The sequence below is a fragment of the Listeria tempestatis genome, from assembly GCF_963575625.1.
GTDB lineage: Bacteria > Bacillota > Bacilli > Lactobacillales > Listeriaceae > Listeria > Listeria tempestatis.
Window position 1 is genome coordinate 262,580 of sequence record NZ_CAUYTK010000004.1, and the last position, 19,820, is coordinate 282,399.

Sequence of the window (19,820 nt, forward strand, 5' to 3'; positions counted from 1 at the left end):
GAATTATCCCGTTCTTATAAAATCCATTTTAGCATGACATACATAAAAAAAATACCCATCTTTACAAAGAAAAAAACGTTCTTTTCGCAAAAATGGGTGTTCCGTTATAAAATTTGTTTGCCTTTGTACGTACCATCTGGCGCAATTCGGTGGGACATTTGATATTCACCCGTTGTAGGATTTTTCGTTAAGCCCGGCACGCTCAAGCCTTTATGCGTCCGACGTTTATTTTTCTTTGCTTTCGACGTTCTTCTAGCAGGTACCGCCACTTTCATCACCTCCTATATTATAATTCATGCATGTAGGCCGCTATTTCTCGCCTTTGTTTTGCCTGCGGAACCTCAAAAAATTGAGTTAAATGTAACGTGCCAATAATTCTTTCGTCTAATTTTATCCCTAACAGCTCTTTAAATTTCGGGTTAAAAATGTACTTGTTTGTTCGCCAAACCATACCAATATTTTCTTCCCAACCGAGTAGTTGTAAATTTTGAATAAATGCACTCGTAGCCGCAATCGCTTCAAAATCCTTCTTCTCATCGTTAAAAACTTTTGCTGTAATGACGAGCGTTATAGGTGCCGTTCCCACTTTTTTCATCGTACTTTCGCGAATTTTATGTTCATCTTCCATGCTTTCGCTAGTTGCACGCACAACCGCATTCACATATTTTTCCTTTTGCGCTTGACTCTCCACCATATAAACTTCCCATGGTTCAAGTTTACTATGGAACGGCGCGAAAGAAGCCGTTTCAATTAGGCTACTCACAAGTTGTTTTGAAATTGGTTCATGCATGGCATGCTTAATGGAACGGCGCGCACGAATGATTTCTGCCACTTTCCCCATACCAAAGCCCCCTATTCGCCCGTAGATGCAGGTTCTTCGCTGTGCACAACTTCATATTGGACTACCTCGTTTCCTATAATGCCTTTACGATCGCGTTTTTGTTCGCGCGAGCTCTTCGTTCGGCCATGCGCTTTTTTGAAAGAGTCACTTTTAACCCACGCCTTTTGAGCCGCTTCATTCACCCATTTACTTGTCACCACTACTTCTTCAAAATCGCTTTCAGATAGAACCGTTTTCCACAGTTCGAAACCTAAAAAACCTTCTACTTCTGCAATATCTTTTGTTGGATGTCCAGAACCATCATCCCCAGTAAATTGTCTAATCACATGGTCACCGTAACCTTTTTCCACTCTAATTGTATTGGTAACAATAATCATCCATTTCCCTCCTATTCATTGCCAAGTCATTATCCCAATTATATTGATAATGATTCTCATTGTCAATTACAGTTTTTCAGAAACCCACTCCAAAAGGACGTGAGCATGGTTCTCATCTTCATTTTTTGCCGCAAATAAAAACGTCACATTACCCTCTTTAAGTTCTTTTCTCACTTTGTCTAAAAATGCCATCCGGAATTGGTTTCCTTCAAGCTCCGCTAAATAAAATGCCTTAAACGTCTGAAAATCAACCTTCTGGTGGTGAAAGTCGGTTCGGAGTTCACTTGAGGGCGCTATATTTTTTGCCCAGTCATCTAGTTTCGCTGTCTCCTTTGAAATTCCTCTCGGCCAGAGTCGATCAACTAAAATGCGGTAGCCATCGCTTGTTTCCACCGCCTCATAAATACGTTTTAGTTTCAGCATAAAATCCGCTCCTTTTAATTAAAAAAAGCTAGATGATTGCCTCACCTAGCTTGTTGCATATTTTCTCGTTGACATTCTCGCACGATGTCAAAGATGCTTGAAACATCTTCCCTAATTTCTTTATATTCACCCGTTTTATAATAGTCAACATAAGCTTCTAAACCGCGTCCAATCACTGTAAACTGTGTAGGATGTTTTGCTTTTTCCGTGCAATGAATCGCATGACTCGACAACTTTGCCGCCTCATGTTCGCTAAAATGAAAATTATGAACTAAAGCCGCCACTAAGCTCGCCTTAATTTCATTTCCATCTGCATCCATTTCCGAACCAAGCATGGTTAACATTCCAAATAAATATGATGTGACCACTTTCGCCTCAAATGCATCATTTTTATCAAACTTAATCACCTCAGCAACCTTAGTTGCACAATTTCTTGCGGCTTCAAAAAAAGTTACTTCCACTTTATGGCACTCCTTTTATATTTCCTTTTGAAATACATCTATTATAACACTTTAACAGTAGCTTTCAAGAGTTATTTTAAGTGATCGAAAACATTTAAAATTAAGTCAATCACAATCATGAGCGGCGCGTGGTGATGTTTGAACAAATCATCGTCAAAAACTTCACTTGACGCATAAATAACCGTTTCTACATATTGTGAAATGAGTGCGTTAGGATTGTTAACGATTGCGACCACATTCGACAGATTGTACTTAAGATGTTCAGCAAGTGACAGTGTATTTGCCGTATTACCACTTTCTGAAATGATGATGATTAAATCATCTCGCTCTACAATTTGTGGCAAAATATCGATGATAAATGAATCGTAAGTGAATACAACATTTTTCTTTGAAGTAACAAGGTTTTTGGAAAAATATTCGCCAAGTGTCTTCGTCATTCCAAGGCAAGCAATGTATATTTTTGATGCATATAAAATCCGCGCAGCAAGCTGTTCAATTTCCTTTACTGGAAGTTGTTTAATACCTGATTGAACAGTATCTATAAAAGTGAGCGTGTAATCTTCTGAATGGTTCTTCGTTTCTTTTTTAGTAGATTGGAGTAAAAATTTCAATTCCGAAAAACCAGATAATTTTAATTTATGACACATTCGAATGACAGTCGTTGTACTAACATTGGTTTCCTCTGCAAGTGAAACAAGTGTAAGTTTTTCAAGATTAGATATATGATTATCAATATAAAAGAAAACCTGTTTTTCAGCAGAACTTAAGAACTCAATTTTATGAGCAAATAAGTGATAGAGAGAATTTGAAGACATGTAAGTACCTCCAATGTATACATTTGATAAACTAAGTATACACGAAACAACATAAATTCGATACTGTATCCGTACAAATATACGCTTTTCGTACTTTTTTTAAAAATCAATTATGGTATAACTAAGGTAACCTAGGTAAATGACTGTTAATAAAGGAGCTGAAAACGTTGAAATTAAGCACGATTACATCCGAACAACTTATATTTTTAAATCAAGATTGGCGTACAAAAGAAGAAGTTTTCGATGCCTTGATTGATGCTTTAAATAAGCAAGGTGCTATTACAAGTACGACAGAATTTAAAAAAGCCGTTTTAGAGCGTGAAATGATTTCTGAAACTGGTCTTGAACAAGGCTTTGCAATTCCACACGGAAAATCTAAGGCTGTAAAAAAAGCTGCATTTGCTTTTGCGCGTTTGAATCACCCGATTGCCGATTGGAAGAGTATTGACCCTAATAACCAAGTCAAATATGTTTTCTTACTTGCCATTCCAGAAAATGAAGCTGGCTCGACTCACTTAGAACTTTTAGCAGAATTAAGTAAGCGTTTACTAAACCCGGATTTTATCCAAAATATTACGCATTCAAATACTGTGACTGACTTTTTAACGGCGTTAGATACAGAAGAAGACACAGTTGAAACTACAGAATTTTCAAGAAAAATTGTAGCTATTACTGCTTGTGCTGCGGGAATTGCCCATACGTATATGGCGGCAGAGGCTCTTGAAAAAGCTGGTAAAGAGTTAGGAATTGAAGTCATCGTAGAAAAACAAGGTGCAAATGGCGTTGAAAACCGCATTACTGCTGAAACGCTTAAAGGAGCGGAAGCTGTCATATTTGCAACAGATATTTCGGCAAAAGATCAGCATCGTTTTGACGGCATGCCATTTATTCAGCGCAGAGTAGCAGAGCCGCTTCGAAATGCAAAAGAAATGATTCAAACGGTTCTTTCTAAGCCAGATGGTTATGTAAAAAATGAAGAAGGTGTCTCTATTCAAACGGAGAGTAATAAAACAGGCTTTTTCTCTCAAATCTATCGAGGTATTTTAACTGGTATTTCTTATATGCTTCCGGTTATTGTAGCCGGTGGGTTAATGATTGGTATTGCACAACTTGGCGCAACAGCATTTGGTTTACAAAAAGTAATTGGCAACCCAGAATATGCAACGAATTCCAATGAGCTTATTGTCATTTTACATTATCTCGGTCTATATGGAAATATGATTATGAAATTCATGTATCCTGTTTTTGGTGCCTTTTTAGCCTACTCCATCGCTGACCGTCCTGGACTTGCACCTGGTTTTATTGGCGGAGCTTTTGCGGCTGGCTTACATTATACCTTCTGGAGTGTTGATGGCGGGATTCCTTCTGGTTTCTTTGGCGTATTAATTCTAGGTACTGTAGCCGGATTTGTAGCGAAATTCTTGAATGAAAAAATTAAATTGCATAAAAATTTACAGGCGATGAAACCGATGTTCATCATTCCTGGTGTTACGGTTCTCGTGCTCTTCTTTATCAACTATTATATTGTAGATCCAGTGTTTGGTGGACTAAATGCATGGCTTCAAAATCTAATTATCCAAAATCAAGATGCAAGTGCTGTTGTTCTTTCAACCATTATCGCTTGCCTCACTGCATTCGATTTAGGTGGTCCTGTGAACAAGGCTGCTGGAGCTATCGCAATTGGGCTCGCTGCTGACGGAATTTTCCCGCTTACAGCACGCGTGTTAGCGATTGTTATTCCTCCTATCGGAATTGGGTTGGCAACCGTTTTAGACAAATATGTTGTAAAACGTCGTGTATTTGATGAAAACTTACGTGTTGCTGGTACGACTTCTATTTTCCTTGGTTTTATCGCTATTGGTGAAGGTGCGATACCATTTATGTTGCAAAATCCACTTATAACGATTCCGATTAATATGATTGGGGCTTCTCTTGGTGCTGTAACTGCTGTATCACTTGGTGCCGTTCAGTGGCTTCCACTACCTGCAATTTGGGGCTGGCCTCTCGTTGAAAACTTTTGGGCTTATGCGATAGGTCTCATAGTTGGGATTGCCTTTATCGCATTTGGAAATATTTTCGTTCGCTACGCTTTATTAAAACGAAAAGAGAAGAAAGCCAACTAAGCATGATTGTACAAAATCAGAGCGAGAATATCGTTTTGATGAATTAGAGAAGCTGGCAGGCACTTCTCGGTGAAGTGCCTGCCACTTAAATTGAGAGGGTTTGAGTATGATGAAGAAAAACAAAACGGTGCACGTTGTAGCACATTCACACTGGGATCACGAATGGTATTTCACGATTGAAGATTCCAACATTTTGCTAGTTCAAAATTTAGACTATCTAATCGATCTTTTAGAAAAGAAGGATTCGTTTACAAGCTATTCATTTGATGGGCAGATGTCTGTTATTGAGCGTTATTTGGATATTCGTCCGGAAAACGAGGCGCGTATAAAAAAATTAATTGAGGAGCGCAAACTATTTGTTGGCCCTTGGTATACACAAACAGATTCTCTTTTAGTTAAAACTGAATCTGTTATTCGTAATTTACTTTATGGTTATAAGATGGGCGAAGCATTTGGACATAGTATGAGCATCGGTTATTCGCCTGATATTTTCGGACAGCATGCCTATTTACCGGCTTTTTATAAATCATTTAATATGAAACATAGTATTTTCCAGCGTGGTGTTTATAATGAGCAAGTTCAAAATGATTTAAACTTTAACTGGGTTTCACCTGACAATGTGTCCATTCCGACGAACAATATTTTCTTTGGATACGGACCAGGCAAGTTTTTAAGCAGCGAGAAAGAGTATGTTAAAACGAGGTTACTACCCATTTTAGATAAATTGGCTGCCATGAATACACATACAGACGTACTTCTTTTGCCAGCTGGTGGGGATCAGGTGCTAGTGCGCCAAAACTTCCCTGAAATTATCGCCAGATTAAACGATATGGATTTAGGCTATACCTTTGTTCTTTCTGATTATGAATCGTTTATGGAGGATGCTTGGCAAAGTGACTTTTCTGGGGAAATTAGCGGTGAGTTGCTTGCTTGCCAGAAATCGCGCATTCATAATACGTGTCGGTCTGAGCGGTATGATATTAAACGTCTTAATTACTTGGTGGAGAACCGGCTTGTGAATATTCTTGAACCACTTGCTGTTATTGCTCAAAATGCTGGTCTCGAGTATCCAGCGCCTTGGCTTGATATCATTTGGAAAAAATTGTTTGATAGTCATGCGCATAACGGTATTGGCGCCTCTAATTCGGATGACGCCAACCATGATATTGTTGTAAGACTGACGAGTGCACTAAGAATGACGGATGATTTAATTAATCTGTTGAAAAAACAGATGGCACATGCTGTTAGCGAGCAATTAGGTCAAGCGAATATTGCCCTTGTTTTTAATACAAATCCAACTGCTGAGGATAAAGTGGCGAAACTTGTTATCTTTACGGAAGAAAAGTCATTTAGGCTTTCTGCTGATGGCGAAAAACTTGCCTTTAGTATTTTAAAGCAAGAGGAACTTCTTGGTGGTCGGAAAATCATTGTGACTGCGAACGGTGAAAAGGAAGTCGCTGTACCAAATTATTACCGGACGGAACTTCTCCTAGAAAATCAAATGGTACCAGCGCTTGGGTATTTAACCGTACAAATTGAATCTGCTGAGGAAAAACTAGATGTTTTAACAGCCGTTTCGGTCGAGAAAATTGAAAATGAACAACTAGCCATTCAATTTGAAGACGGGAAACTACATTTTTTAAATAAAATAACAGGTACGAGTATTCCGGATTTTATTCGCTTTGAAAATGTGGCAGATGCGGGCGATTCATTTGACTTCTCCCCTCTTGAGGGTGACACCGCCATTTATTTTGAAAATAGCGAACTGATTTCCGTTGAAAAAAATGATTTAATGAGCAAGATGGTTGTGAAGCATTCTGCTGTCATTCCTCGTGATTTAGAGGCACGGAAAACAAAAAACTGTACGGAAAACTTTGCTTTTTATACAGAAATTGAACTGATTAAAAATGAAAAGTTTGCTAGAATTCGTCATCAAATCGATAATCATGTGCGTGATCACCGCATTCGTGCGCTTATTCAAACACATGTTAAGAATCCGAAACACTCCTATGCGGATCAAGGTTTTAGTTTAATGAAACGTGGTGTTACAAACCCTTATCTTGAAAATTGGCGCGAAACGGGCTTTGTTGAGGCTCCTGTTCCGATTTATCCCCTTGAAAATATTGTGGCTGTCTCAGAAAGAGAAAAAACTTTCGCCTTATTTGCTGGCGGTATGAAGGAATATGAGGTCCTCTCTGAAACAAATGAACTAGCCCTTTCCCTTTTTAGAAGTAACGGCTTACTTGGAAAAGATGATTTGATGTGGCGACCTGGTCGTGCGTCAGGTATTAACAATAAAATGGTTCCAACGCCAGACGGGCAAATGCTCACTGAAATGACGTTTGAATATGCCATCTATGCAGATGAAGCGGAACTAAATCCTGCAGCGTTATTTAGAAATGCCAACCTTTTTGAAGGGCATACTGAGACATATCATTTACAAGCACTCAACACATTTGAAGAACGCATCGAACGCTTTGAAATTGATTATCCCGTTACCAAATTAGAAAATCGCGTTTCACTTTTTGCAATTGATAATCCAGCAATCTTTATGAGCAGTTGTAAACGCAATTGGGACGGAGAAGGCGTCGTTATACGCTTATTCAACCCTACCGATACAGATGAAACCGCAAAACTTGATACATCGTTACAAACAAGCAATTGGCTAGTCTCACTTGCAGAAGAAAAAATAGCACAAATTACAAATGGTCAAGTAACCATTCCAAAAAAAGGATTTGTAACCATCTTACTTGAGGAGGAATAATATGCACACCCCATTTGTCGCTGAAATTGAAACAAAATTAAAAGCCATCTATCAAGAAAATTACAAAGCAATTTATTTAGAAAAAATGCTCCAATGCATCAGCGCTTATTCGGAACAAAAACACGAACAAATTCGCCCTCTCTCCGAGAAAAACACGTATTTCATCACATATGGCGATAGTTTTTATGAAAAAGGAAAAGCACCGCTTGCAACACTTCATGCATTTTTAAATAAACATGCTGCTGATGTAATAACAGATGTTCATTTGTTACCCACTTTTCCGTATACATCAGATGATGGCTTTTCTGTTACAGACTACAAGGCAATTAATCCATCACTTGGTGGCTGGAGTGATATTCAAAACTTAGCCAAAAATTTCCGCATCATGCTCGATTTTGTTGCAAATCATATTTCAAAATCGAGCGATTGGTTCAAACGCTACCAAAAAAACGAAGCTCCGTACAATCACTTTTTTATAGAAAAAGAAGCGAATTTTGATTACACAAATGTTGTTCGCCCTAGAACATCTCCACTTTTCCACACCTATGAAAACGGGAAGACTCTTTGGACAACTTTTAGTGAGGACCAACTTGATTTAAATGTTCGGGATATCGACTGCCTTGTCGCCTTGACAGATGTTCTACTTTTCTACGCAGAAAAAGGCTCTACAAGTATTCGACTTGATGCCATCGGATTTTTATGGAAGACATCTGGCACATCTTGTATGCATTTACCAGAAACGCACGAAATTATTTCGCTTTGGCGGTATATTATGGATGAGTTCCACCCAAATTTGCAGTTAATCACCGAAACCAATGTGCCACATGCGGAAAATATTAGTTACTTTGGTGATGGCATGAATGAGGCGAACATGGTCTACCAGTTCCCACTCCCACCACTAGTACTCCATACGATGACTGCACATGATTCTAGTAAGCTTTCAGAATGGGCGAAGACGATTACACCTATTTCAGAAACTGCCACATACTTTAACTTTTTGGCGAGTCACGACGGTATCGGGATGCGCCCTGCTACAGGCTTGTTATCTGAAGCTGAAATTGAACGCCTAATTGCGAAAACAAAAGAAAATGGCGGAAAAGTTTCTTATAAAGATAATCCAGATGGGTCAAAATCGGTTTATGAACTTAATATTAATTACGGCGAGGCTTTACGAAACAATGAAGAAGATACTACTCAAGCACTCGTAACACAAAAAATAGTTGCTGCACACGCCATCTTACTCATGCTTCAAGGTGTACCAGCCATTTATTATCACTCCTTCATTGGTTCAAAAAATGATCTTGTTGGCTTAGAGAAATCAGGAATTAATCGGCGGATTAACCGGGAGAAATTAGAAATAAATCAACTGGAAGACGAGCTTCAAAATGATTCTTATCGCCGCATGATTTTCACTTCAATTAGGCAGCTACTTCTAATACGCCGCGCTCATGCGGCCTTCTCCCCGTTCGCTTGGCAGGAAATCCTAGATTTAGGCAAAAACGTTTTTGCACTAAAACGGGGTTGTCAGGGCGAATGTATTTACGGGGTCGTGAATGTAACTTGCGAAAAGACGCGCGTAACATTACCGTGCGGCGGTGTCAATTTACTGACAGAGGAATGTATGTCTGGTGCGGTGACGCTTTCACCTTATGAAACTATTTGGCTAAAAGAGGTGCAGTAATGAAAGTTGTCATTGCACCAGATGCTTACAAGGAGAGCGCAACGGCCTTAGAAGTAGCTACTGCTATCAAAAAAGGCTGGGAAAAAGTGCGCCCAAATGATGAGCTCGTATTATCTCCTGTTTCTGACGGCGGCGAGGGTTTACTTGATGTTTTAAAAAGCGTCTGCGATATGCACATTTATACAACTTTGGTTACGAATTTAAACGGGCAGAAAATAAGTGCCACGTACGGCATTTTGGCAGATGGGAAAACGGCAATTATTGAGTCCGCTAGCGCAATTGGCTTAGATTTAGTCCCCATCTCAGAAAGACAGCCTGAATACGCGACTTCCTTTGGTGTCGGTGAGCTGATTTTAGCCGCTCTTGAACATGATGTTGAAACGATTATTATTGGTCTTGGCGGTAGTGGCACAAATGACGGCGGTGCCGGGCTCATGCAAGCTCTAGGTGTTGCTCTTTTGGATAAAAATAAGACCGTTTTACAACCAGGGGGACTTCATTTGGAGGAGCTCGAACATATCGATGCCTCCCGCTTAGATCCACGTCTTCAAAATGTGACTATCAAAATGGCGTGTGATGTCGCGAATCCGCTACTAGGCGAAAACGGCGCCACCTATGTATTTGGCCCGCAAAAAGGGCTGGCAGCCAATCAGCTACCGAAACTCGAGCAAGCAATGTCCAATTACGGGCAGAAAATCAACCTTTTTTCCAAAAAGAAAATTACTGACGAAAAAGGAGCCGGCGCAGCTGGCGGCATCTCGGCGAGTTTGATGGCCTTTTTAAATGCGGAAGCACAGAGCGGTGCGGATTTTGTTCTAAAATTTTCAAAGCTGAGCGAAAAATTGAATGATGCGGATATCGTGATTATTGGCGAAGGACGTTTGGATGAACAATCCATGATGGGGAAAATTCCAGTTCGTGTGGCGCAAGAAGCCAAAAAAGCTGGTGCCTTTGTGATTGCCATTTCTGGAAGTATCAAGTTAACAAATGCTCTTGCAAGAGAGAATGGTATCGATGCCCTCTTTCCAATCATTTCAGAAATTACGACTCTTGAAAAGCTTTTTGCCAATACGGCGAATCGTTTAGAGAGCACGGCTCTAAATATTGCCAATCTGATTTCGTTTAATGAAAGCTCCATCCATGAACGATAGCCAAATCATATTTAAGCTTAGCTGCATAATTGCGAACTGAAAAAGAAGCTTCAAAATAAAAGAACCAAAATCAGGCGATAGAGGCATTTTAATAAATGAATTTCGCTTGGTTTTTGGTTCTTTTTTAGGACTATTTATTGTTTAATCTACTTTTCCTTTGATATACGGGGAATTTTCAATCATGGAATCATATTGATAAGCAAATTGCTTCTCTTCTTCATTTTCATAGCCATAAAATATAATTTCATTAACATTTTCTCGATTAAAAAAATAGACAGCTTCTGGGGCTAGCATCCCTTGTGGTATTAGAACCGAACCATAATCATAGTATACTTCTTTACGCCCTTCCGCAACAACACTCGCTCTAGCAATAATCATTAGTTGCGAACCATCGCCATCTTTTAAAGTAACAACTGTCCCTAGTGGCAAAACTTTTTCTCCCATAACTATTATTCACCCAACTTTCGTTTTTGATATTTATCTACAACACCAAACCATCTTATCAAGTTATTCTCCCAGATTAGATAATACAAGATAAACAGTAAAAAGCCAAACAAACTTAACATAAAAATTTCATTTCCAATCATATAACCCAATAAATGCCCATCTTGATTAACTCGATCTAATATGTATATAAATCCTATATTAGTAAATAGAATTGTTCCTGTTAGTATCCAAGCAAATATTTTTTTCAACGTGGTAACTTTTTTGTTTGAAAACATATTCCAGATATTATTATTTCTTATAGCTAGTCCAAATTCTTTTTTTGAAGCTGGTATCGCATGTTTAACATTTCTATATAAAATTCGATGGACGAACACTACACAACAAATAAATTCGAAAAACCACATTAGGCTTAACTTTAACAACGTGGTCATTGTATATTCGCCATAGAAACCGCTACTACTCATAAATAAGTCCACTGTACCTCCTATCATAAGTAATATAAGAATGATATAAATGATATAACGGGCATTATTTTTGGTTTTCTCACTATCTAATAGCATGCTCTTTCTTGCTTTTAATGGCTGATTTTGTTTAGTATCAAAATAAATCGCATTTCCGTCTATCTCACCCATGTAAATAATTCTTTTTAGAATGTCAATTCCCCCTTACCATAACTTAAAATTATCAAAATTCCACTTACCGTGTGCAAATCCATCATATAGTGTATTAGCAACTCCATTCACCACATATCCGCCTACGGCTCCTACTACGGTTCCTACAACAGGAATCGGTATCAAGGTACCAATTGCCGCTCCAGTATAAATAGATCCTACAGCAGTTCCGGTGTGTACTACACCATCAACCACCGCACTGGTTTCCCCGTATTCGTCTTTTCTATCATTATATGTAATCACTCCATCTGCTAGTGAACCTACAACTCCTAAAGCACCCACTCCTTTTGTAAATCCTTTACTCAAGTCTCCAGTACCATTTAAGACCCCATCAACTTTTTTCGCACTTTTTACAGATTTAAATCTATTCACATCTCCGTTAACTTGCTTCCATGTTTTTTCACCAGTTTTTGTACTCTTTACTTTTGATTTGTGCCAAGTACCACCCTTAATCTTTTTCTTACTTGCATTAGCTTCTGCAATTAATACATTTGTTGTAGATGCAGCTCCTACTCCTTTAATTAAGTTATTAGATGTTTCTAAAATACTACTTTTTTCTTTCTTTTGTATCATATCTGCCCATAACAAATCATTTTTAGTTGGAATTACAAATACTTTACTTTTCGCGTCCCAAGCAGTTTTAGTCTGTGCTAATCCTTGCTTAATCGCATTTTCCAAGGTATCAATTTCAGAAAAAATTTGAGGCGAGCTAGCATTGAAAGCTAAAAGTTTTTCCAGTTTTCTCTCCAATTCTCGCTTTACACCTTGATATACACCTATCAATAATTGATTCTGATGCAATTGAAAATCTTTCATTATTCCCTGTACTTCTGTTGTTAATAAAGTAGTTTGGATACTTTCTGCTTGATTCAGCAACTGATTTGCTTGACGAATTTGTTCTTCTAATTCTATTTGTTTTAAATCGCCACTATCCACTTGAGCACGATAATCGTCAGGAAATTTTTTAACGGCACGCTCTACCGCTTCTGACAAAAGCAATCCGCCTTGAGCTAATGGATATATTACTGCCTCAAAATATGTTTTTGCTGACTCATAAGCTTTTCCCGTTAAGGATGTACTATTTTCTGTAAAATTATGTATCGCTTGTTGAAGTTCTTCATAGCATTGAATCTGTTCCTGGCACATTTTGCTCGTACTTATGGCCTGATTATCTGAATTAGATAAATACATTTCAATACTCATCCTAATGGCTCCCTTCTTCAACACTGTTAGCTATCCGCTTTTCAATTCCTATTTCATCTAAATGCCTTGAAATAACATAGTCTTTTCGTTTTAAATCGTCTTCTATCTCCTCTAAATCATCTTGAACTAACCGGGAGATACGAAGAATATCGTCCATGGCATATCCATATGCATGAGAATTCTCGTATCCATGAAAGCGTTCCTGAAGACCTTGAACAAAGCGCAAACTCTGACTACAGTGTTCATCATAAGCATTGCGAATTTGTGCTATCCGCTGTTTAGAATCGTGATTTTGCTCTTCTCTCACCAACCATTCTTTTTCTAAGTCATCAAGTTCTTGCCATGTTGTCACTAGTTTCCCCTCCTGTTACTTGAAACTGTTGACTTGCAGCTTTGTCCGCCGCTTCAAGTCTTTCGGCTACACTATCCAATTGTATAGCAGCTAGCTTAGTAGCTTCAGCAATCTGCGTTGCTAAATCTTTCGCCGCTTGAATTGCCTCTTGAGCATTTTTGTTCCCTACAATAGTAGTCTGTGTATCTTGTATGACTTCATATCCTTGCTTCAGTACGTCCGAAGCTGTCTTTAAAGCTGCAGATTTTTGTTCAGCTTCTGTTAAATTACTCTGAATAGTGGTCAATTGCTCCATCTCCCTCAAAAAACTTTCCTTTTTTTAAGATATTGTCAGTATATCATGATATCCTCATGCTAGATGTGTCTTTTTTGTGAATTTTTAAGAATGGTGTACAATAATATTCAGATTGTTCGTCACTTCTTTGTCCAAAACAAAACTCCCTCTCAAAATTCAGCTTTTGAGGGGGAGTTCGTCTTTATGATTTATTCATAAGCGCCTTTTTCTCGCGCATCCGTTCGCGAATGCCGACGCGTTTAATTTGTTTACTTCGAAGTTGCCCACATGCCGCGTCAATATCAGTGCCGTGTTCACGGCGGATAACACAGTTAATGCCGTTCTTTTTCAGGACGTCATAAAAGGCTAGGACGTCTTCTTTTTTACTCCGCTCGTATTGATTATGCTCATCGACTGGGTTGTACGGGATTAAATTGACATAAGCGAGCTTTTTATGATTTTTGAGTAAATTGGCAAGTTCTTGCGCTTCTTGTTTGGAATCATTGACACCTTGCAACATAATGTACTCATAGGTTACACGGCGATTGGTTTTCTCAATATAATATTCGATTGCTTCCATGAGTGTTTCAATCGAGAACGTCCGATTAATTCGCATGATTTTCGTCCGAATATCGTTATTAGGTGCATGCAAGGAAACGGCCAGGTTTACTTGGAAGTCCTCGTTCGCGAAATCTTTAATGCGCGGAGCAAGTCCACTGGTTGAAACGGTGATGTGGCGTGCACCAATTGCAAGCCCTTTATCATGATTTACAACGCGCAAGAAGCTCATGACATTGTCGTAGTTATCGAACGGCTCGCCGATTCCCATCACGACAATATGACTTACGCGGGCGTCATTATCACGCTCGTCTAAATAGCGCTGCACATTCATAATTTGTGATACGATTTCCCCTGCGTCTAAGTCGCGTTGTTTCTTTAAAAGTCCACTTGCGCAAAACGTACAGCCAATGTTGCAGCCTACTTGTGTAGTAACACAAACAGATAAGCCGTATTCGTGGCTCATAAGCACGGTTTCAATTAAATTACCATCTTCAAGTTTAAATAAATATTTGATTGTACCATCACTTGATTTTTGTATAATTTGTTCTTCTAAGTTATTTAGGACAAAGTTTTCTTTTAAAATTTCAATACTTTCTTTTGGGACGTTTGTCATCTCATCAAAAGAGGCAACGCGTTTACGGTAAAGCCATTCCCAAACTTGTGTCGCTCTAAATTTCTTTTGTCCTTTATCTAAAAACCATTCCGTTAAATCATTAAACGTTAATCCGTAAATGGATTTCTTCGTCATTACTCAGCCTCTTCTCATTCGTTTTCTTCTATCCTATTTTAAAGGTTTTTAAGCTGACAAGCAACACCTATTAAATCTTTAGAAAAAATTAAATTAAAATTCTTTTACATCAATATCATAGTAGCATATACTTATTTTATCTATAAAAAATGAAATGGGGGCCTTTTTAATGACTTCACCATTTAATCAAATCGAACAAATTATTTCCGAAGTTGAAAAAGTTATCGTGGGAAAACGCCACGTTATTGAATTAAGTTTGACAGCACTTTTTGCTAGTGGACACGTTTTAATTGAAGATGTTCCAGGTGTCGGGAAGACAATGCTCGTACGCTCGCTTGCGAAATCAGTAGATGTGAATTTCAAACGTATTCAGTTTACACCTGACTTATTGCCTTCTGATGTAACGGGCATTTCTGTTTTTAATCCTGAGACACGCGAATTTGAATTTCGTCCGGGACCAATTACAGGGAACATCATTTTAGCTGATGAAATCAACCGTACCGCACCTAGAACACAAGCCGCTCTACTTGAAGGAATGGCTGAAAAAAGCGTTACGGTTGACGGGGTTACAAGACCGCTTGCTGACCCATTTTTTGTTATGGCTACACAAAATCCCATTGAATATGAAGGAACGTATACACTACCAGAGGCGCAGCTCGACCGTTTTCTTTTAAAAATTGAAATGGGCTATCCAAGCGCTGCGGAAGAACTTGCCCTTCTTGCTGAGAAACAAAGCGAGGATACGCTACTGGAAGCGGAAGCAGTGATTCATTTAACCGATCTTTTAAATTTAAAAAAAGCAAGTCAAGCGACACAAATTAGTGCGGAGTTGAAGCAGTATATTGTGGATTTGGTCCATGCGACTCGTACCCACTTTGCGGTTTCACTTGGCGTTAGCCCGCGTGGAACGATTGCGATGATGATGGCAGCTAAAAGTTATGCCTTTATAAAGGGGCGCGAATTTGTTATGCCTGATGATATTCAATATTTGGCGCCATATGTTTTTGAGCATCGTTTACTTCTTACGCCTGAGGCAACCTACCAAGCTGTAAAGCAGGCCGATGTCATTTCCGATGTCTTAAACGCTGTTCCTGTTCCCGTTGAAAAGGGGTCTTTCCATGCTTAAAACTAGGCTGCTGCTTTTTTCTAGGTGGTTCACGCTGTTCCTCCTCTATGCGGCGCTTATTATCTATACATTATTTCAAGGTGATACAGCAAGCTGGTTTTTAACATACTTTTTTTCCATTATTTTGCTGTTTTTAGTTTTTTCGGCGGTTTATCGTCTTAAAAACTGGCGCGTTCAGCGTGTTTTTTCGAAAAAGGAATATTTTGATGGAGATTTTGTGCAAATGAAGCTTCATTTTAGTCGTAAAAGTCGCTTTCCAGTTGGCTATTTGCTCATTGAACAAGAAATCCCAACTTCTTTTGGTGCTCATTTCGCGCGGCAACAAACAATTTATCCTTTTTTTAAAAAGAATGTTGAGGTCGCTATTAAGCCTTTTCGCACAACACGTGGCCGCCATACTTTCCCCTCTATAACAGCGGAAACAAGTGATGCTTTCGGATTAATTGAACGGAGCCAGAAAATTGGTGAGGAAGAATATTTGACGGTTTATCCTTCCTACTTTCCAAATATTTTATTACAACTTGGTGCGGCAAATCCCGACCGAGATGCAAATGCACCACACTGGACTTTGCATAAGAACGACTCGCTTCATAGTTTGCGCGAATTCATTCCAGGGGATAGAATGACTTGGATTGACTGGAAGAGCACTGCCAAAACAAATACCATGATGACACGCGAATTTGAAAACAGTAGCGCACGTAGAATGCACATTGTTTTTTTCGGTAGCGCACATAAAAATTTTGAATATGCACTGCGCGCAGCGTACTCTTTTTCGCGCAAGATGCTTGAAGATGGCGCTCTAGTACGAATGACTATCTTAGGTGAAAATGGCCATGTCTTTGATTTTAGTCGCGATAAGAATCGCATTACTGAGATCTCACGTATTTTTGCGGAACTAGCGCCGCTTGATGAAGCGGTTTTGATGCAAGAATTGCAGGCGCTACTAAAATGGCAGAAGGACACGTTTATTTTTGCGCCAGTCATTTCAAATGCGCTTCTTCAGGTGGCAAGTAAGTCCAATTGGCGAATGACGCTTATCTCCATTTTAGACAAACAAGAGCTCTCTAAAAATGCCATTTACTTGCGGAAAGATTCGCTTGAATCCGGAGGTGGTGTGTGATGCGTGCGCGACTTTTAACATTTGTTCTTTATTTGTTGTCTGTTTTTTTGATTTCAGAATGGGTCTACCCGTTTATTTTTCTTACCGATTTAACTAACCCGCTGTATATGATTATTTACGTTGCGCTTTCTCTTGGCATGTTTTTCCTCGGCTGGCGGTTTTATGTGACGTTGCCGCTTCATCTACTCCTTATTTACTTGTTGATGGGCGTTTACTACAACGGCGGACATCCTTTTGACCCCCGCTTTCTAAGCGAATTTGTACAAATCATTCGGGCTGGCTCGCATAACTTACTCACTTTCAACGCCTATGATATTAGCATGGCATTTATCACACTTATTTTTTTCGTCGCAATTTGGCTTCTTAACTACATTACAAGCTTTACACTTTTGAGAAAACAGCGGATTATGAGCGTGCTTGCGTTAACCGTGTCCTACATCGCCGTTGTTAATACATTTACTGAATACGCCGGTCAAATGGCTTTAGTGCGAACCGTCATTATAGGCTTCTTGCTACTTCATTTTGCGCTTTCCAAACGACTTGAGACTCCTAACCGACTTAGCGGTCTGACGGATAAAAAGCGTCCGTTACTTTATCATGCGACGCTTGTTTTGCTTTTAGGTGTATTTTTAGGAAGCGCCTTGCTATTTCCACAACAAAAACCTGTTTTTAATGATCCCGTTCCTTACATTCGTGAATCGCTTGGCATGAGCACAACACGGACAGTTGGCTATAGCGAAGATGACTCAGAACTTGGTGGCGCGTTAAAGCCTGATCATTCGCAAGTTTTCCAAGTTTGGTCCGAAAAGGAACATTATTACCGTGTGGAAACAAAACGTACTTACACTGGACGTGGCTGGGCAACATCGAATCGTACGGATGTAGAAAATTTCAAAAACAAAGAAGCATTTCCGTTGTCGCTCGCTGATAATTATGCACCAAAGAAAAGTACTCTCGATATCCAATTTGATAACGCGAATGATTACCTTGTCTACACATATGGAACAGAGTCTTTTTCTAATGATAAAGAAGTGAATTTTGCCCTTTCTAATAGTACGGAAAAAGTGACACCTGTTGCGAAAATTAGGAACTATTCGATAAGCGAAGCTGAGCCCGTTTATGACATAAAGCAAATGAAAGTAGCAGAGTTTCACGATATTTCTGACCGATTCCTAGCAACCTATACACAGCTCCCAAGTAACTTACCAAAACGCGTGGGCGATTTAGCGGAAAAGCTAACAAAAAACGCAGAAACAACCTATGATCAAGTTAAAGCAATTGAAAACTATTTAAGTTTTACGGGCGGATTTAAGTATAGTACGGAAGATGCCAAAACAACACCACAAGATGAAGATTATGTCGATCAATTTTTATTTGAAACAAAAGTTGGCTATTGTGATAATTTTTCCTCATCAATGGTCGTTATGTTGCGGACACTCGGTATTCCTGCGCGTTTTTCAAAAGGATTTACTTCAGGCGATAAAATTCGAAGTGAAAATGATAAAACGCTCTATTCCGTCAAAAATAATAACGCGCATTCCTGGCCTGAAGTTTATTTCCCAGGAACAGGTTGGGTTCCATTTGAACCAACCGCCACTTTCCAAAACCCAGAAGAATTCATTGATTCAAGCGCAGAACGAGAAGTGACTAGCGATGCGCCAAGTAGCTCAGAAGACATAAAAAAACCCGCGCAAGAAGAAACAGCTAAACAGCGCAGTAATGCCGAACAAGGAACAGATACTGGGAAAACTCAAACAAAAAAAGAAGCGACTTCCGCTGAAGAAACAGCAATCAACCCGCGTCTGATTCTTTGGAGTATTTTTGGCGTCATCATTCTTTCTGCCCTCATGATTTTCATCTTCCGTAAACACATACAGCTTTTCTGGTTCAAACGTGCCATTCAAAAAGAAAAATGGAACTTTGAAACGAGCTACCTCAAACTGTTACGCTTGCTTAAAAACTATGGTTACATCCGTTATCCAAGCGAAACACTGTTCGCCTTCGCCCAGCGCACAGAAATTGATGGCTTCCTAGAGCTCACTACAATCTATCAGAATTGGCTTTACGGCGACCAAAACACCTCGCTAGCTAAACAGGATTTTGAACGCGTGATTCATTTCATTCAAACTAACCAAAAAGAGACTAGGATATAAATCTTAGCATGAGGTAAAAACCAGGTAGAAAAATCAAAAAAGATTTTCTACCCGGTTTTTTTACCCCTTATATCAATTATCCTATATATTCGGTCTGATTAATTCCCAGTTAGTAGCTAGTAACGTGATATCGGAATGCCTTAAAATGATTATGTATGTTCTTTATAGACGAAAATTACAAAAAAGAAGAGTTTAAATACAAATTAAAAAATGTCACAGAAATTGAAGCCGATGTTAAAGCCATTGAAAATGAAATTTTTAACACCAATCCTAAACAAACATAAAATGAACCCCCAACTTTTTGGAAATACATATTATATATTGAAACAGCCCAAAGAATACAATGAAAGCCTTCAAAATTGCTAGGCTGACTATAAAAGGCGCTTAGACTATCGATTCATACAAAAAAACCAAGCAAATCTTACCATTTTCTAAAAACAAGATTCACTTGGTTTTGATTACTGTATTTTTTGCATAAACTTTGCGTTTTCTACTAAGTTGAAATTTACTCATCCTACTAGGTTTTATG

The 19,820-nt window shown here is 38.9% G+C and carries 19 protein-coding genes; 7 read left to right on the forward strand and 12 right to left on the reverse strand.

The window, feature by feature from the left end; genetic code table 11:
- Positions 1-104: 104 nt before the first annotated feature.
- The 6 genes from rpmF to R8923_RS08005 form a co-directional block, all read right to left on the reverse strand.
- Entirely contained in the window at positions 105-269 is a 165-nt protein-coding gene (gene rpmF / locus R8923_RS07980; RefSeq protein WP_485872238.1) for a 50S ribosomal protein L32, read from the reverse strand.
- A 17-nt stretch (positions 270-286) separates the two neighbouring features.
- Complete coding sequence (locus tag R8923_RS07985; RefSeq protein WP_485872239.1) at positions 287-841, reverse strand: nitroreductase family protein; 555 nt, start codon at positions 839-841, stop codon at positions 287-289.
- An 11-nt stretch (positions 842-852) separates the two neighbouring features.
- Positions 853-1,218, reverse strand: a complete 366-nt coding sequence (gene isdG / locus R8923_RS07990; protein WP_485872240.1) for a heme oxygenase IsdG — start codon at positions 1,216-1,218, stop codon at positions 853-855.
- A gap of 66 nt (positions 1,219-1,284) precedes the next feature.
- Positions 1,285-1,641: a DUF488 domain-containing protein gene (locus tag R8923_RS07995; RefSeq protein WP_485872241.1), complete on the reverse strand. Its 357-nt coding sequence runs from the start codon at positions 1,639-1,641 to the stop codon at positions 1,285-1,287.
- A 41-nt stretch (positions 1,642-1,682) separates the two neighbouring features.
- The gene (imm48, locus tag R8923_RS08000) at positions 1,683-2,102 is read right to left on the reverse strand and encodes an Imm48 family immunity protein (RefSeq protein WP_485872242.1); all 420 of its coding nucleotides are present in this window, start codon (positions 2,100-2,102) and stop codon (positions 1,683-1,685) included.
- A gap of 71 nt (positions 2,103-2,173) precedes the next feature.
- Entirely contained in the window at positions 2,174-2,917 is a 744-nt protein-coding gene (locus tag R8923_RS08005) for a MurR/RpiR family transcriptional regulator (protein WP_485872243.1), read from the reverse strand.
- A 167-nt stretch (positions 2,918-3,084) separates the two neighbouring features.
- Here R8923_RS08005 and R8923_RS08010 point away from each other — a divergent pair, with 167 nt between their 5' ends.
- From R8923_RS08010 to R8923_RS08025, 4 genes are all read left to right on the forward strand, one after another.
- On the forward strand, positions 3,085-5,040 hold the full coding sequence (locus R8923_RS08010) for a fructose-specific PTS transporter subunit EIIC (RefSeq protein WP_485872244.1): 1,956 nt from the start codon (positions 3,085-3,087) through the stop codon (positions 5,038-5,040).
- Between the two features lie 109 nt (positions 5,041-5,149).
- A complete protein-coding gene (locus tag R8923_RS08015) occupies positions 5,150-7,804 on the forward strand; it encodes a glycoside hydrolase family 38 N-terminal domain-containing protein (protein WP_485872299.1) in 2,655 nt (884 codons plus the stop codon).
- A 1-nt stretch (position 7,805) separates the two neighbouring features.
- A complete protein-coding gene (locus R8923_RS08020) occupies positions 7,806-9,485 on the forward strand; it encodes an alpha-amylase family glycosyl hydrolase (RefSeq protein ID WP_485872245.1) in 1,680 nt (559 codons plus the stop codon).
- Positions 9,485-10,636, forward strand: coding sequence for a glycerate kinase family protein (locus R8923_RS08025; RefSeq protein WP_485872246.1), 1,152 nt, complete (start codon positions 9,485-9,487; stop codon positions 10,634-10,636). Before R8923_RS08020 ends, R8923_RS08025 begins: the two co-directional genes overlap by 1 nt.
- A gap of 141 nt (positions 10,637-10,777) precedes the next feature.
- Here R8923_RS08025 and R8923_RS08030 read toward each other — a convergent pair whose 3' ends face one another.
- The 6 genes from R8923_RS08030 to rlmN form a co-directional block, all read right to left on the reverse strand.
- On the reverse strand, positions 10,778-11,080 hold the full coding sequence (locus R8923_RS08030; RefSeq protein ID WP_485872247.1) for a DUF4176 domain-containing protein: 303 nt from the start codon (positions 11,078-11,080) through the stop codon (positions 10,778-10,780).
- A gap of 5 nt (positions 11,081-11,085) precedes the next feature.
- Positions 11,086-11,715 carry a hypothetical protein gene (locus R8923_RS08035; RefSeq protein WP_485872248.1) on the reverse strand — a complete coding sequence of 210 codons (630 nt, stop codon included), beginning with the start codon at positions 11,713-11,715 and terminating at the stop codon, positions 11,086-11,088.
- A gap of 33 nt (positions 11,716-11,748) precedes the next feature.
- Positions 11,749-12,957, reverse strand: a complete 1,209-nt coding sequence (locus tag R8923_RS08040; RefSeq protein WP_485872249.1) for a T7SS effector LXG polymorphic toxin — start codon at positions 12,955-12,957, stop codon at positions 11,749-11,751.
- 1 nt (position 12,958) lies between these two features.
- Positions 12,959-13,309 (reverse strand): DUF3958 family protein, encoded by a 351-nt coding sequence (locus tag R8923_RS08045; RefSeq protein WP_485872250.1) that lies wholly within the window; start codon positions 13,307-13,309, stop codon positions 12,959-12,961.
- Positions 13,287-13,595, reverse strand: a complete 309-nt coding sequence (locus R8923_RS08050; protein WP_485872251.1) for a TIGR04197 family type VII secretion effector — start codon at positions 13,593-13,595, stop codon at positions 13,287-13,289. The genes R8923_RS08045 and R8923_RS08050 overlap by 23 nt, the downstream gene beginning before the upstream one ends.
- A gap of 190 nt (positions 13,596-13,785) precedes the next feature.
- Positions 13,786-14,892 carry a dual-specificity RNA methyltransferase RlmN gene (gene rlmN, locus R8923_RS08055; protein ID WP_485872252.1) on the reverse strand — a complete coding sequence of 369 codons (1,107 nt, stop codon included), beginning with the start codon at positions 14,890-14,892 and terminating at the stop codon, positions 13,786-13,788.
- Positions 14,893-15,061: 169 nt separating this feature from the next.
- Between rlmN and R8923_RS08060 the strand changes: the two genes are divergently transcribed.
- Genes R8923_RS08060 through R8923_RS08070 form a run of 3 tightly spaced genes read left to right on the forward strand, consistent with a single transcriptional unit; the run spans position 15,062 to position 19,291 of the window.
- Positions 15,062-16,018, forward strand: coding sequence for an AAA family ATPase (locus R8923_RS08060; RefSeq protein WP_485872253.1), 957 nt, complete (start codon positions 15,062-15,064; stop codon positions 16,016-16,018).
- Positions 16,011-17,138 (forward strand): DUF58 domain-containing protein, encoded by a 1,128-nt coding sequence (locus R8923_RS08065; RefSeq protein ID WP_485872254.1) that lies wholly within the window; start codon positions 16,011-16,013, stop codon positions 17,136-17,138. Before R8923_RS08060 ends, R8923_RS08065 begins: the two co-directional genes overlap by 8 nt.
- On the forward strand, positions 17,138-19,291 hold the full coding sequence (locus tag R8923_RS08070; protein ID WP_485872255.1) for a DUF4129 domain-containing transglutaminase family protein: 2,154 nt from the start codon (positions 17,138-17,140) through the stop codon (positions 19,289-19,291). The genes R8923_RS08065 and R8923_RS08070 overlap by 1 nt, the downstream gene beginning before the upstream one ends.
- Positions 19,292-19,820 lie beyond the last annotated feature (529 nt).

What these genes read in the sequence shown, in the direction of transcription:
- R8923_RS07985 (WP_485872239.1), bottom strand. Translation starts at nt 841, where the DNA reads ATGGGGAAAGTGGCAGAAATCATTCGTGCGCGCCGTTCCATTAAGCAT.
- isdG (WP_485872240.1), bottom strand. Translation starts at nt 1,218, where the DNA reads ATGATTATTGTTACCAATACAATTAGAGTGGAAAAAGGTTACGGTGAC.
- R8923_RS07995 (WP_485872241.1), bottom strand. Translation starts at nt 1,641, where the DNA reads ATGCTGAAACTAAAACGTATTTATGAGGCGGTGGAAACAAGCGATGGC.
- R8923_RS08005 (WP_485872243.1), bottom strand. Translation starts at nt 2,917, where the DNA reads ATGTCTTCAAATTCTCTCTATCACTTATTTGCTCATAAAATTGAGTTC.
- R8923_RS08015 (WP_485872299.1), top strand. Translation starts at nt 5,150, where the DNA reads ATGAAGAAAAACAAAACGGTGCACGTTGTAGCACATTCACACTGGGAT.
- R8923_RS08020 (WP_485872245.1), top strand. Translation starts at nt 7,806, where the DNA reads ATGCACACCCCATTTGTCGCTGAAATTGAAACAAAATTAAAAGCCATC.
- R8923_RS08025 (WP_485872246.1), top strand. Translation starts at nt 9,485, where the DNA reads ATGAAAGTTGTCATTGCACCAGATGCTTACAAGGAGAGCGCAACGGCC.
- R8923_RS08030 (WP_485872247.1), bottom strand. Translation starts at nt 11,080, where the DNA reads ATGGGAGAAAAAGTTTTGCCACTAGGGACAGTTGTTACTTTAAAAGAT.
- R8923_RS08035 (WP_485872248.1), bottom strand. Translation starts at nt 11,715, where the DNA reads ATGGGTGAGATAGACGGAAATGCGATTTATTTTGATACTAAACAAAAT.
- R8923_RS08040 (WP_485872249.1), bottom strand. Translation starts at nt 12,957, where the DNA reads ATGAGTATTGAAATGTATTTATCTAATTCAGATAATCAGGCCATAAGT.
- rlmN (WP_485872252.1), bottom strand. Translation starts at nt 14,892, where the DNA reads ATGACGAAGAAATCCATTTACGGATTAACGTTTAATGATTTAACGGAA.
- R8923_RS08060 (WP_485872253.1), top strand. Translation starts at nt 15,062, where the DNA reads ATGACTTCACCATTTAATCAAATCGAACAAATTATTTCCGAAGTTGAA.
- R8923_RS08065 (WP_485872254.1), top strand. Translation starts at nt 16,011, where the DNA reads ATGCTTAAAACTAGGCTGCTGCTTTTTTCTAGGTGGTTCACGCTGTTC.
- R8923_RS08070 (WP_485872255.1), top strand. Translation starts at nt 17,138, where the DNA reads ATGCGTGCGCGACTTTTAACATTTGTTCTTTATTTGTTGTCTGTTTTT.